We start from the raw sequence: 12,046 nt of genomic DNA on the forward strand, positions 1-12,046 counted from the left end.
CCTTACTTTATGAGAACCATTTTTTAACTTTATCAAACATATTTTCAAAGTTTGATACATGAGGTTTACTTTCAATTCCAAAACTCTCTTGTAGTTTTTCTAAAAGTTCTTTTTGTTCAGTATTTAGTGATTTTGGATAAGTGATTTTTATTTGTACTATTAAATCACCTTTTCCATAACCTTGTACAGATTTAACCCCTTCACCTTTAAAAGTAAATTGTTGTTTATCTTTTGTTCCTGCTGGAATTTCAAGTTCTAATTCTCCCCTTAGACTTGGAATTTTAATTTTTCCTCCAAGTGCTACTTGAGTAAAGAAAAGAGGAACTTCAATATAAATATCATCCTCATGTCTTACAAAATGAGAATCCTCTTTTACAGAAATTTGAATATATAGATCTCCTCTTGTTCCATCTGGAGCAATATTACCTTTTTTTGATACTCTAATTCTATTTCCATCATTTACACCTTCAGGAATATTTACTTCAAACTTATCAGAGTGTTCTTTATATCCTGTTCCTTTACAACTTTTACATTCTTCAGTTTTTGCCTCACCTGAACCATGACAAGTAGGACAAGTTTGAGCAAAAGTCATAAAACCTTGTCTCATATGTATCTGTCCTTGTCCTTTACAAGTTGGACAAGTAGAAAGTTTTCCATCTTTTGCACCAGTTCCTTTGCATGAAGAACAAGCATCTTTATAAGTATAATTTACTTCTTTTTTACATCCAAATACAGCTTCATTAAACTCTACTTCAAGTTCAATTCCTATATCTAAATTATAATTATATGACTTTCTTCTTTTTCTTCCTCCAAAACCAGAACCAAAAGCTGAACCAAACATCTCTTCAAAAACAGAGCTTAAATCATCAAAACCACCAGAGAATCCACCTCCTTGACCATGACCATCTAATCCTGCTTTTCCATATCTATCATAAATAGAACGTTTGTTCTCATCACTTAAAACTTGGTAAGCTTCATTTATTGCTTTAAATCTCTCTTCGGCTTCTTTATCATCAGGATTTTTGTCAGGATGATACTTCATTGCCATTTGTCTATAAGCTTTTTTTATTGTACCTTTATCGGCACTTTTACTTACTTCTAATATTTCATAATAATCTATTTCACTCAATATACGTACTCCTAACGACATATTTTACGCGATTTTATCTAAAATATGATAAATCTTTGATATAATTGCCCTATGAAAAAAGGATTAGAAAAATTTTATGAATTAGTTGAAGCTTTTGAGTCTTTACCCACAGTTGGTAAAAAATCAGCTTTAAGATTAGCTTATCATATTGTAATGAATGATAATTATTGTGGTATTAAATTAGCTCATAGTATTGAAAATGCTATAAAAAATATAAATAAATGTGTTAAATGTGGTTCAATGAGTGAGCATGAGATTTGTGAATTTTGTTTAGATGATAGTAGAGATAAAAAAACTTTATGTATAGTTCAAAGTGCAAAAGATATTTTTGTAATTGAAGAATCAAAACAATTTGAAGGAATATATTTTGTAATTGAAGAGTTAGAAGAAGATAGTCTTGATAGGCTTATTGATACTGTAAGAGAAAATAGGGTAACTGATGTTTTATTTGCAATAACACCTTCTTTATCTAATGATGCTTTTATTTTATTTATTGAAGATAAATTAAAACAGTTTGAAATAAACTTTACAAAAATAGCACAAGGTGTTCCAACGGGTGTTAGTTTAGAAAATGTAGATTTAATCTCTTTATCAAAAGCAATTCAAAGTAAGGTTGTTATTTAACCTTACTTTTCTTCTAATTTCCATTTTCTATAAAGTTCTTCAGAGGCTTTAATTTCATCTTCAGAAGCTCTTCTTCTGCATGATAAATACCCTTTTGAACCATCACAACTCTCAAATGGATATACTGTTGCAAATACCCAGTAATATCCCCCTGATTTTGTCGCATTCTTTACATATCCTGTCCATATCTCACCTTTTTGTACACTATCCCATAAACTTTTAAAGGCTTTCTTTGGCATATCTGGGTGTCTTACCATATTATGTGGCTGCCCCATTAATTCTTCTAAATTATATTCCGCTATTTTACAAAAATCATCATTTGCAAATGATATTATCCCTTTTGAATCTGTCTCACTTACTAAAAATGCATATTCATCTAATACTGTCTCTTGTCCTGCTGCCATATCTCACCTCCTTTAAAACTTCTTACTTTTTGCATCATCTACTAACTCTTTTGCCATATATGATACATCTGAGGCTATATTTGATATTTGTGTTGCTTCATTTGCATTCTCTTGTGTTACTCTATCTAACATTGTGATTGTATCATTTATTTGTTCTATTCCTGTCATCTGTTCTTTTGATGCTGCACTTACATTCTCTATTATATGTATTGTCTCATTTATATGCACATTTAGCTCTTCATATCCTTTTATCATATTATCAGATATTACTTTCCCTTCATTTGCTTTATTTGTTGCATTCTCTACTAAATCTTTTATCTCTTTTGCTGCTTGGGCACTTCTATTTGCTAAGTTTCTTACTTCTTGTGCTACTACTGCAAATCCTTTCCCTGCTTCTCCTGCTGTTGCTGCTTCTACTGCTGCATTTAAACTTAAGATATTTGTTTGAAAGGCTATTTGATCTATTACTGTTATTGCTTCATTTATTGAAGTTACTTGTTGATTTATTTCATCCATTGATAGGGCTGTTTTACTTGCTAATTCTTGTCCATTTGTTACTGAGCCTCTTACTGTTGTACTTAGTTGTGCCATTTTATTTGCATTTTCTGCATTATTTCTCGTTATTGATGTTATCTCTTCTACTGCTGCTGCTGTTTCTTCTAGTGAGGCTGCTTGTTCATTTGCTTTTGCTGCTAGATTATTCATTGATGCTTTCATTGTATTTGAGTTTCTTTCTAGCATTTGTCCATTTTCTAGGTTATTTTTTGCTCCGGTTGCTAATGCTTTTCCTAAAGCATTTACTCCTTGCATTACTGACAACATTCTTGCTTTTAGTGTTGGTGATATTTCTATTTGTTTTGTAAAATCATTATTTGAGTAGTTTTCTAATGTTGATTCTAAGTTTTTCATATGACTTTCTACTGAATCAAGCATTTTATTAATTGTTTTCTTTAATGTCATAATCATTGGATTATCTGTATTTGAATTAACTCTACATCTAAAGATACCTTGTTCTACTTTATTTAAAACAAGAACAATTTCTCCTAATACTCTCATATCATCTTTTCTCATTTTATCAAATGAATCAAAGTATTTATTTAACTCTTCTAAGATAGTTCCTATCTCATCTTTTTTAATATATTCTGCTTTTCTTATTTTATTAGATTTCATAAATGCGTATAACATAAAATCATCTAAATATTCTCTTATTCTATGAATTCCACCTACAATTCTATTCATAGCAGAATAGTTAGTATAAGCAATAACTATACCAAAAATAATATTTACTGCTAAGATTGCAATAATATCAGATGATGACACTATTGCAGTAATACTAATAATTGCAAATGCTATTTGAGAAATTAGCATATTTATTAGTATTTTATGTTTAGTATGAATATTTTTAAACATATAAATCCCCCATAAAATCAAAATTGATGGCATTTTATTTAAAATACTCTTAATATCAAATGAAAATTATTTATTTTTTTGATATAATTAATGTATGAATGAGAGAATTATATGTCAAAAGTGTCAATATTACTATGTAACTTGGGAAAACAATCAACCTCATGGCTGTAAAGCATATGGATTTAAATCAAAAATAATTCCATCAACAATTGTGAAAAGTAGCAGTGGAGTAGAGTGTTCTTTTTATAAACCAAAACAAAGATAATTAATTGTAAAATATCTTACAGTTATTTAAAATAGGGTATAAATGTCACTAAGTAATTATATTAATCTTTTTAAAGAAAATAAGCCTACTATAATAAAATATTGGTTATCAAATGAGAAAGTTTCTGAAATTTTAGATTTGCATAGACTAGATAAAAAAAAGTTTATACAAGAGTATGCAAATGCGGTAATTGAATATTATATTGAAGTGGTTAATCAAACTAAAAAGATAGGTGATTGTCCTATTATAGATGAATTGTTAAAGTATCTAAAAATAAATAATGTTACTAGTGATGAATTATTTATTATTTGTTCAGGTTTTAAAAATGCCTTAATTAGGTATTCTTATAAATTAGAAATAAATTCCTATGAAATTGATAAAGAAATTAACTTTATTTTTGAACAGAACTTTTCAGGAGTTTTAAATAGATACTCAAAAACTATAAAAGATGTTGAAACTGCCTTAAGCAAATCTCTTGATATTGCAAATAAATATATTATTATGTCTAGAACGGATAAAAGAGGAATAATTACTGAAGTTACAGAAGCTTTTTGTGAAATTTCTGGATACAAAAAAGAGGAACTTATAGGGCAAGCTCATAATATAGTAAGGCATCCTGATACAAATCCTTTAGTGTTTAAAGAGTTATGGAATACAATTCTTTCTGGAAAAATCTGGAAAGGTGAGATAAAAAATAGAAAAAAAAATGGAAGTTATTATTGGGTTTCTGCCACAATTGAACCAAATTTTAATATAAATGGCGAAATTACAGGCTTTGTAGCAATAAGGCAAGATATTACTTCTAAAAAAGAAGTTGAAGAACAACAAAATATATTAGTAGAACAATCAAAATCTGCTGCTATGGGTGAGATGATATCTATGATTGCTCACCAATGGAGACAGCCTTTACAAGCAGTTTCTATTTTAATTCAAAAACTACCTTTAATGAAGATGATTGAAGGGGAAATTTCAGATGAAGTTTTAAATCAAGTTGTTGATGATGTGGCAGTACAACTTGAATATATGTCTAAAACTATTGATGATTTTAGAGATTTCTTTAAACCTGATAAGGAAAAAGAAGAGATTTATATTAGTAAAATTATTGATAAAGCTTTAGATTTTCTTGCATATATGTTAAAAGTTGATACGATTAAACTAACTAAATTTGATTTAGAAGACTCTTTAGTTAATATTCATATAAATGAAGTTGTTCAAGTTTTAATAAATATTATTAAAAATGCAAGAGATGCCATGAATGAAAAGATTAAAGATAATAATAAAATATTAAATATTAAATATTATAAAGAAAACAACTATGCGATAATAGAAATTGAAGATAATGCTGGTGGAATACCAGAAAATATTATCAATAGAGTATTTGAACCATATTTTTCAACAAAAACAAATAAAAATGGAACAGGTTTAGGACTTTATATGAGTAAGACTATTATTGAACAACATAGTCATGGAAGATTAAGTGTATCTAACTCAAATTTAGGTGCAGTATTTAAAATAGAATTACCATTAAATTAGGAGAGAAGAGTTGTTATATGAAGATTTAAAAATAGCTACTAAATCATTAGGTTTTTTAACAATTGAAGATTTTGCAAAATATATTGGAGTTACACCAAAAGATATTTTAGAGTGGGAACAAAAAGAAGAGGTTCCTTATACAATTTCACTTATTATTCATCTATTAAAAGGAGATAAATCCCTTCCAAATAATAGCACTTTGGATAATTTAGTAGAAGAGTGTTTACCTTTGGCAACACTTTTAGAAGAAGCATCTTCTTTCCCTCATAAATTAGAAGAGATGTTTTTATTACAAAAAGAGTTAAATGACTCAACAAACGGTAAAAACTGGGAACTAGGCATAAATAAGTTTGATAAAGAGATTAATTGGCTTAGATGTATTCATATGGAAGTTTCAGAACTTATTGAATCAACTCCTTGGAAACATTGGAAAAATATAAATGCTGAACCAGATATGAATAATATTCATGTGGAATTAGTAGATATTTGGCATTTTTTAATGTCTTATATTTTACAAGAGACAAATGTACCAAAGGCAGTATCTCTTGTAAATACACATTGTATCTATGAAGCAAATGAAGAGATTGATGTGAAAGCTATGGTTAAAGAAGCAGAAAAGTTATCATATATTGCTTTAGCTATTCAAACAAATAATATGCCATCTTTTAGTGGAATTGAAAGATTTATTGACCAATTCTTTAGATGTTGTAAAATTTCAGGTTTATCTTTTACTTGGTTACAAAAGTTATATATTGGTAAAAATTGTTTAAATAAATTTAGACAAGACAATGGTTATAAAGAAGGAACTTATAAAAAAGATTGGAATGGAAAAGAAGATAATGTTGTAATGGTCTCTTTTTTAGAAAAAATGGAAAATGTAAGTTTTAATGAGTTATATAAACAACTTGAACTTTCTTATAAAAGTCTTTAAGATATAGAATTTTCTATATCTTAAACTCTATAATAAAACAAGCTGCATTTTTTTCATTTTTCACATCAATTGTTCCATTTAAATGTTTTTCTAAAATTATTTTACACATATGTAAACCAAGTCCTGTGCCATTTTTATTTATTTTTGTTGAAAAATATGGCTCAAAAATTCTATTTATTATCTCTTTTGGAACTCCACCTGCATTATCTTTTATATAAACTCTTTGATAATTATTTTTCTCTTCAAGTGTTATAGTAATTTTCCCTTCTTTAATTTCATTTTCAATTATTGCATCAATGGCATTATTTAAAACATTTAAAATTACTTGAATTACTTCATTTTTATATGCAAGTATTTTACTTAAAGCGATATTTTGTTTATCTAAAATTATATTATGGGATTCTAAAGTGGGCTTTAACATAGAAATAGCATTATTTATAGTTTCATTTAAATCTAAAAACTCTTTTTGTTTATCATCTTTAAAAAAGTTTCTAAAATCATCAATAGTTTTAGACATATATTGTAAATAATTATTTACTTCATTAAGCTTTTCATTTAAATCTTCTTTGTCTATTTTATTTGTAGCAAGTTTAAATTTTAATCTACTTACAACAGAACCAATTGCACTTAAAGGTTGTCTCCATTGATGAGCAATCATAGAAATCATCTCACCCATAGCTGCTAATCTTGATTGTTTAAATAAAAGCATCTCTTTTTGTTTAAACTCTCTTAAATCTAAAATGGAAACTACTTTATAATTATTATTTTTTAATTTTATATCTTTTATTTTTATAATTGCTGGAATTAAATCTCCATTATTTGAAACTAAAGTAACTTCTTGAAAAATATGTCTATTATATTCTATAAATTTTTCAGTTGTTGAAGGGATTAATACTCCTGTTGCCAAATTTCCAATTAGTTCATCTTTTGTTTTATATTCTAATATTTGAATTAAAGAGTCATTTACATTTACAATAAATCCTTTCTCAATAATTATTATTCCTTCAATAGTAGAATCTAAAATTATATTTATATCATCAAATATATTATTTTGTTTATTTTTTTGCATATATAATTCCATAATTGACTTTATTTTTAAAATAAGTATGTTATTGTATAACTTTTATTCTTATTCGTTATTAAAGGTAGAAAATGATTGATTATGTATTATTTGAGAAGTATGTCAAAGATATTTCAATATTATTTGTTGAAGATGATGAAAATATTAGAAAAGAGACAGAAGAGTTACTAAAAGAGATTTTTTCTTATATTGAAGTGGCCGTTGATGGAAAAGATGCTATTCAAAAATATACTGATTATTATGAAGACACAGAAAAGTATTTTGATATTATTCTTACAGATATAAAAATGCCTCAAATGGATGGATTACAATTAACTAAAGAGATATATAAAAAAAATCCTGAGCAAAAAATTATAGTTTTATCTGCACATAGTGAAACTAAATATCTTTTAGAATTTGTAAATATTGGAATTTCTCAATATCTTTTAAAACCTTTAAATTATGATGATTTTATTAGAGTAATGTTTAATGTTGCAAAAGATATTTATGAAACAAAACATTTAAAAGAAGAGAATAAAAGTAAAAAAGTAGTTTTAAATGAGAGTTTATTTTGGAATAAAGAGACAAAACAACTTTTAAGAGGAAAAGAAGAAGTAAAACTTACAAGAAAAGAGTTTTTACTTGTGGACTTACTTTTAAAAGTAATTGAAAAAACCCACTCAATTGAAGAGATTATATCTGTATTATGGGAAGGAGAATATACTGTTAATGTTGATGTAAAAAATCTTAAAAATATAGTATCAAGATTAAGAAAGAAAGTTCCTGATTTAGATATTGAAAATGTTTATAGTTTTGGATATAAAATTAATATAAAATATATTGAATAAATAACACTTTTGTAGTACTTTTTTCATATATAATTTTTATAATAAGGAGATTATTATGGAAAATAATACAAATAATAGTTTCAAAGATAAATTAAAAGAGCTTACTATTCTTTATGTGGAAGATGATAGTGTAATTAGAGAAAATCTAATTTCTTGTTTTAAACATATTTTTAAAAAAACAATTGTTGCAATTGATGGACAAGATGGATTAGCTAAGTTTAAAACTAATCATAAAAAAATTGATGTTGTAATAACTGATATAAATATGCCTTATTTAAATGGTATAGATATGATTAAACAAATTAAAAATATAAATCCTAAAATAGCTTGCATAATTACAACTGCTTATTCGGATAAACAATATTTACTTGATAGTGTTGATTTTGGGGTAAATCATTATATTTTAAAACCTTTTAAACTAGATATATTGTTAAAAGAGGTTGAAAAATCTTATATGTCAAAATTTTATATTCAAGAACTTACAAAGAAAAATAGACAAATTGAACAGTTATCTAAGCTTTTTGGTTCTTCAAAAGAGCAGATGAAAGAGCTGAAAAATGAAGATAAAGAGTATAATGCTAAATTAACATTATTTAGTGAAATTATACAATTATTAGATAGAAGATAATTCTTCTATCTTTTTAACTATAATCATTTTTATAATCCACATAATGTCCAGCATGTTTAATAAGTCCTTCCACATCCTCTTGTGTTAATTCTTTTACTACTTTTGCAGGACTTCCCATAATTAAACTTCTTGGAGGAAATTTTTTACCTTGAGTTACTAAAGAATTAGCTCCTACAATTGAGCCTTCACCAATTACAGCATTATCTAAAATAGTTGCACTCATACCAATTAGACAGTTATCTTCAATTTTACAGCCATGAAGCATAACTTTATGTCCTATTGTTACATTATCACCAATTATTGTTTGAGTATGTGTATCTGTATGAATCATTGACAAATCTTGAATATTTGTTCTTTTCCCTATTCTTATTTTATTAACATCCGCTCTTAAAACACATCCAAACCAAATAGATGAATCTTCTTGTATCTCTATATCTCCAATTAAATCAGCACTTGGTGCAACCCAAGCTTTATTATGAATTTTTGGATAAAACTCTTTAAATTTTAAAATCATTTACTTCCCTTTTTTAAAAAGTAAATTATTATAGCTTCAAAATATAGAAAAATCAAGTTTAAAAAAGTTAGAAAAGAAAGAAAAATAAGATTGAAAAAGCTCAATCTTATTTTTTATAAAAGTTATTTATTTTGAGTTTGTCCAGCAATAATAAATCTTAATGCATTAAGTCTAATAAACCCTTCTGCATCTTTTTGATTATATACTTCATCTTCTTCAAATGTTGAGTGTGCTTCTGAGAATAATGATTTTGTAGATTCTCTACCTACAACCATTACATTACCTTTATATAGTTTTAATCTTACTGTACCTTCAACATTTTTTTGTGTTTGGTCAATTGCTGCTTGAAGCATTTGTCTTTCAGGTGAAAACCAATATCCATTATAGATAAGTTTCGCATATCTTGGCATTAATTCATCTTTTAAATGTGCTGCTTCTCTATCTAATGTAATAGACTCTATTGCTCTATGAGCTTTTAACATAATAGTTCCACCTGGAGTTTCATAGCAACCTCTTGCTTTCATTCCCACATATCTATTTTCAACTATATCAACTCTTCCAATTCCATGTTTATTTCCATAATCATTTAGAGTTTTTAAAAGTGTTGCAGGAGACATTTCTTCACCATTTACAGAGATAGGGTCACCATTTTTATATCCAATAGTGATATATTCTGGTGTATCCGGAGCATTTTCAGGAGAAGTTGTCCATAACCACATTGACTCTTCAGGTTCTGCAGCTGGATTTTCTAAATGTAAACCTTCATAAGAGATGTGTAAAAGATTTGCATCCATTGAATATGGACTAACTTTTGGATTACCATTTTCATCCACATGTTTTTTAGAGATTTCAATTCCATGCTCTTTTGCATATGCTAAAAGTTTTTCCCTTGAATTTAAATCCCATTCTCTCCAAGGTGCAATTACAGTAATATCTGGTCTTAATGCTAAATATCCAAGTTCAAATCTAACTTGGTCATTACCTTTCCCTGTTGCTCCATGAGAAACAGCATCAGCACCCATCTTATTTGCAATTTCAATTTGTTTTTTAGCAATTAAAGGTCTTGCAATAGAAGTTCCTAATAGGTATTCTCCCTCATAAATTGTGTTTGCTCTAAACATAGGAAAAACATACTCTTTTACAAACTCTTCTTTAATATCTAAAATAAAAATATTTTCAGGCTTAATTCCCATTGCTAATGCTTTTTGTCTAGCTGGTTCAACTTCTTCACCTTGACCTAAATCAGCTGTAAAAGTAATAACTTCTGCATTGTATTCATCTTGAAGCCATTTTAAAATAATAGAAGTATCTAATCCCCCACTATAAGCTAAAACAACTTTTTTTACTTCTTTTTTGCTCATTTCATCTCCATAAAATAATAAATATTAATTTGGAGGTATTTTATCTAAAATTAGCTATAATCATCATTATGAGAATAGATAAATTTTTAAATGCCGTAAATATTACAAAAAGAAGAGCTGTTGCAGAAGATATGCTAGCTCATCAAGTTGTTTTTATTAATAACCAAAGTGTTAAAAAATCAAAAGAAGTTAAGGTTGGAGATATTATAGAGATAAAATATCTTGATAAAAGTGATAAATTTAAAGTTCTACAAGTTCCAACTACTAAATCAACTCCAAAATCTAAAATGCTGGAGTATGTAGAAAAACTAAGTGATGAAGGATAAATATGTTTAATCTAGCAAAATTAAAATTTGATGATATTTTTGAAAATAGATTACCTGAAGAAGAAGTAAGAGAATATTTAATAGAACTTTATGAAAGAGGTGAAACTGTTGCAGAAATAGCAGGTGCAGTAAGTGCAATGAGAGATCATCTTATTCCTTTACCTGCTGATGTTGATTTATGTAAACAAGCAATAGATATAGTTGGTACAGGAGGAGATAAAAGTTATAGTTTTAATATTTCTACAACAGTCTCTTTATTATTACCTTCATGTGGTTCATATGTTGCAAAACATGGGAATAGAAGTGTAACAAGTAAATCAGGAAGCTCTGATATGTTAGAGGCTTTAGGTTTTAATTTAAATTTAAGTTTAGAAAATAGTGCAAAACTTTTTGAACAAACAGGTTTTGTATTTATGCATGCTGCAAATCACCATCCTGCAATGAAATATATTACTCCTATTAGAAAAACAATTAGTCATAGAACAATTTTTAATATAATAGGGCCTTTATCAAATCCTGCTTATGTAAAAAAACAGTTTTTAGGAGTATATCCTAAAGAGTTAATAGGAAAAATAACAGAAGCTTTAAATATGTTAGATACAAAAAAAGCATTGGTTGTAAGTTCAAATGATGGAATGGATGAAATCTCTATTTCAGATATTACTTATGCTAATAGTTTAGAAAATGGAAAAATTGAAGAGTTTATAATTGATCCACAAGAGTTTGGCTTTAAACTTGCACCAAAAGAGTCTATTGTTGGTGGAGATGGTAAAGAAAATGCAAATATTACAAGGGGTATTTTATCAGGAGAGATTACTGATTCAAAATTAGATATTGTATTATTAAATGCAGCAGCAGCATTAATTGTTGATGAAAAAGCAAGTGATTTTAAAGAGGGTATTGAAATAGCAAGAGAAGCTATAAAAAGTAAAAAAGCTTTTGAAAAATTAGAAGAAATTATTAAAGTTTCTAACTCTTTTTAATTAGGTTTA

At 27.0% G+C, this 12,046-nt stretch carries 13 protein-coding genes and 1 pseudogene; 8 read left to right on the forward strand and 6 right to left on the reverse strand.

Annotation, left to right across the window (positions count from 1 at the left end; all coding sequences use genetic code 11):
• Nucleotides 1-7: 7 nt before the first annotated feature.
• Entirely contained in the window at nucleotides 8-1,129 is a 1,122-nt protein-coding gene (dnaJ, locus tag AMYT_RS06980; RefSeq protein WP_114841834.1) for a molecular chaperone DnaJ, read from the reverse strand.
• A gap of 72 nt (nucleotides 1,130-1,201) precedes the next feature.
• Between dnaJ and recR the strand changes: the two genes are divergently transcribed.
• A complete protein-coding gene (gene recR, locus AMYT_RS06985; RefSeq protein ID WP_114841835.1) occupies nucleotides 1,202-1,774 on the forward strand; it encodes a recombination mediator RecR in 573 nt (190 codons plus the stop codon).
• Nucleotides 1,775-1,776: 2 nt separating this feature from the next.
• Here recR and AMYT_RS06990 read toward each other — a convergent pair whose 3' ends face one another.
• Nucleotides 1,777-2,178, reverse strand: a complete 402-nt coding sequence (locus AMYT_RS06990) for a PAS domain-containing protein (RefSeq protein ID WP_114841836.1) — start codon at nucleotides 2,176-2,178, stop codon at nucleotides 1,777-1,779.
• A gap of 12 nt (nucleotides 2,179-2,190) precedes the next feature.
• Nucleotides 2,191-2,748: pseudogene (locus AMYT_RS15245) on the reverse strand (methyl-accepting chemotaxis protein); the annotation flags it as partial.
• 934 nt (nucleotides 2,749-3,682) lie between these two features.
• On the opposite strand from AMYT_RS15245, the gene AMYT_RS07000 reads away from it, so the two are divergent.
• The 3 genes from AMYT_RS07000 to AMYT_RS07010 are packed head-to-tail and all read left to right on the forward strand — an operon-like array spanning nucleotide 3,683 to nucleotide 6,317.
• Entirely contained in the window at nucleotides 3,683-3,853 is a 171-nt protein-coding gene (locus AMYT_RS07000) for a uracil-DNA glycosylase (protein WP_114841838.1), read from the forward strand.
• Nucleotides 3,854-3,895: 42 nt separating this feature from the next.
• Nucleotides 3,896-5,386, forward strand: a complete 1,491-nt coding sequence (locus AMYT_RS07005) for a sensor histidine kinase (protein ID WP_114841839.1) — start codon at nucleotides 3,896-3,898, stop codon at nucleotides 5,384-5,386.
• Nucleotides 5,387-5,396: 10 nt separating this feature from the next.
• Nucleotides 5,397-6,317, forward strand: a complete 921-nt coding sequence (locus tag AMYT_RS07010; RefSeq protein WP_114841840.1) for a dUTP diphosphatase — start codon at nucleotides 5,397-5,399, stop codon at nucleotides 6,315-6,317.
• Between the two features lie 13 nt (nucleotides 6,318-6,330).
• Here AMYT_RS07010 and AMYT_RS07015 read toward each other — a convergent pair whose 3' ends face one another.
• Nucleotides 6,331-7,386, reverse strand: a complete 1,056-nt coding sequence (locus AMYT_RS07015; RefSeq protein WP_162919480.1) for a sensor histidine kinase — start codon at nucleotides 7,384-7,386, stop codon at nucleotides 6,331-6,333.
• 83 nt (nucleotides 7,387-7,469) lie between these two features.
• Here AMYT_RS07015 and AMYT_RS07020 point away from each other — a divergent pair, with 83 nt between their 5' ends.
• Nucleotides 7,470-8,225: a response regulator transcription factor gene (locus tag AMYT_RS07020; protein ID WP_114841842.1), complete on the forward strand. Its 756-nt coding sequence runs from the start codon at nucleotides 7,470-7,472 to the stop codon at nucleotides 8,223-8,225.
• A gap of 55 nt (nucleotides 8,226-8,280) precedes the next feature.
• Entirely contained in the window at nucleotides 8,281-8,853 is a 573-nt protein-coding gene (locus tag AMYT_RS07025) for a response regulator transcription factor (protein WP_114841843.1), read from the forward strand.
• A 13-nt stretch (nucleotides 8,854-8,866) separates the two neighbouring features.
• Here the strand turns inward: AMYT_RS07025 and AMYT_RS07030 are convergent, their stop codons facing one another.
• Together AMYT_RS07030 and AMYT_RS07035 are read right to left on the reverse strand one after the other, a co-directional pair.
• Nucleotides 8,867-9,367, reverse strand: coding sequence for a gamma carbonic anhydrase family protein (locus AMYT_RS07030; protein WP_114841844.1), 501 nt, complete (start codon nucleotides 9,365-9,367; stop codon nucleotides 8,867-8,869).
• A gap of 122 nt (nucleotides 9,368-9,489) precedes the next feature.
• Nucleotides 9,490-10,728, reverse strand: a complete 1,239-nt coding sequence (locus AMYT_RS07035; RefSeq protein ID WP_114841845.1) for an argininosuccinate synthase — start codon at nucleotides 10,726-10,728, stop codon at nucleotides 9,490-9,492.
• Between the two features lie 68 nt (nucleotides 10,729-10,796).
• On the opposite strand from AMYT_RS07035, the gene AMYT_RS07040 reads away from it, so the two are divergent.
• Both AMYT_RS07040 and trpD read left to right on the forward strand, forming a co-directional pair.
• Nucleotides 10,797-11,054, forward strand: coding sequence for a S4 domain-containing protein (locus tag AMYT_RS07040; protein ID WP_114841846.1), 258 nt, complete (start codon nucleotides 10,797-10,799; stop codon nucleotides 11,052-11,054).
• Nucleotides 11,055-11,056: 2 nt separating this feature from the next.
• The gene (gene trpD, locus AMYT_RS07045) at nucleotides 11,057-12,037 is read left to right on the forward strand and encodes an anthranilate phosphoribosyltransferase (RefSeq protein WP_114841847.1); all 981 of its coding nucleotides are present in this window, start codon (nucleotides 11,057-11,059) and stop codon (nucleotides 12,035-12,037) included.
• Nucleotides 12,038-12,046 lie beyond the last annotated feature (9 nt).

Origin of the sequence: Malaciobacter mytili LMG 24559 (assembly GCF_003346775.1) — a bacterium.
In the GTDB taxonomy this organism is placed as follows: Bacteria; Campylobacterota; Campylobacteria; order Campylobacterales; family Arcobacteraceae; genus Malaciobacter; species Malaciobacter mytili.

Bases quoted from the DNA above. Each gene is read 5' to 3' on its own strand.
- recR (WP_114841835.1), top strand. From the start codon at position 1,202: ATGAAAAAAGGATTAGAAAAATTTTATGAATTAGTTGAAGCTTTTGAG.
- AMYT_RS06990 (WP_114841836.1), bottom strand. From the start codon at position 2,178: ATGGCAGCAGGACAAGAGACAGTATTAGATGAATATGCATTTTTAGTA.
- AMYT_RS07000 (WP_114841838.1), top strand. From the start codon at position 3,683: ATGAATGAGAGAATTATATGTCAAAAGTGTCAATATTACTATGTAACT.
- AMYT_RS07005 (WP_114841839.1), top strand. From the start codon at position 3,896: ATGTCACTAAGTAATTATATTAATCTTTTTAAAGAAAATAAGCCTACT.
- AMYT_RS07015 (WP_162919480.1), bottom strand. From the start codon at position 7,386: ATGCAAAAAAATAAACAAAATAATATATTTGATGATATAAATATAATT.
- AMYT_RS07020 (WP_114841842.1), top strand. From the start codon at position 7,470: ATGATTGATTATGTATTATTTGAGAAGTATGTCAAAGATATTTCAATA.
- AMYT_RS07025 (WP_114841843.1), top strand. From the start codon at position 8,281: ATGGAAAATAATACAAATAATAGTTTCAAAGATAAATTAAAAGAGCTT.
- AMYT_RS07030 (WP_114841844.1), bottom strand. From the start codon at position 9,367: ATGATTTTAAAATTTAAAGAGTTTTATCCAAAAATTCATAATAAAGCT.
- AMYT_RS07035 (WP_114841845.1), bottom strand. From the start codon at position 10,728: ATGAGCAAAAAAGAAGTAAAAAAAGTTGTTTTAGCTTATAGTGGGGGA.
- AMYT_RS07040 (WP_114841846.1), top strand. From the start codon at position 10,797: ATGAGAATAGATAAATTTTTAAATGCCGTAAATATTACAAAAAGAAGA.
- trpD (WP_114841847.1), top strand. From the start codon at position 11,057: ATGTTTAATCTAGCAAAATTAAAATTTGATGATATTTTTGAAAATAGA.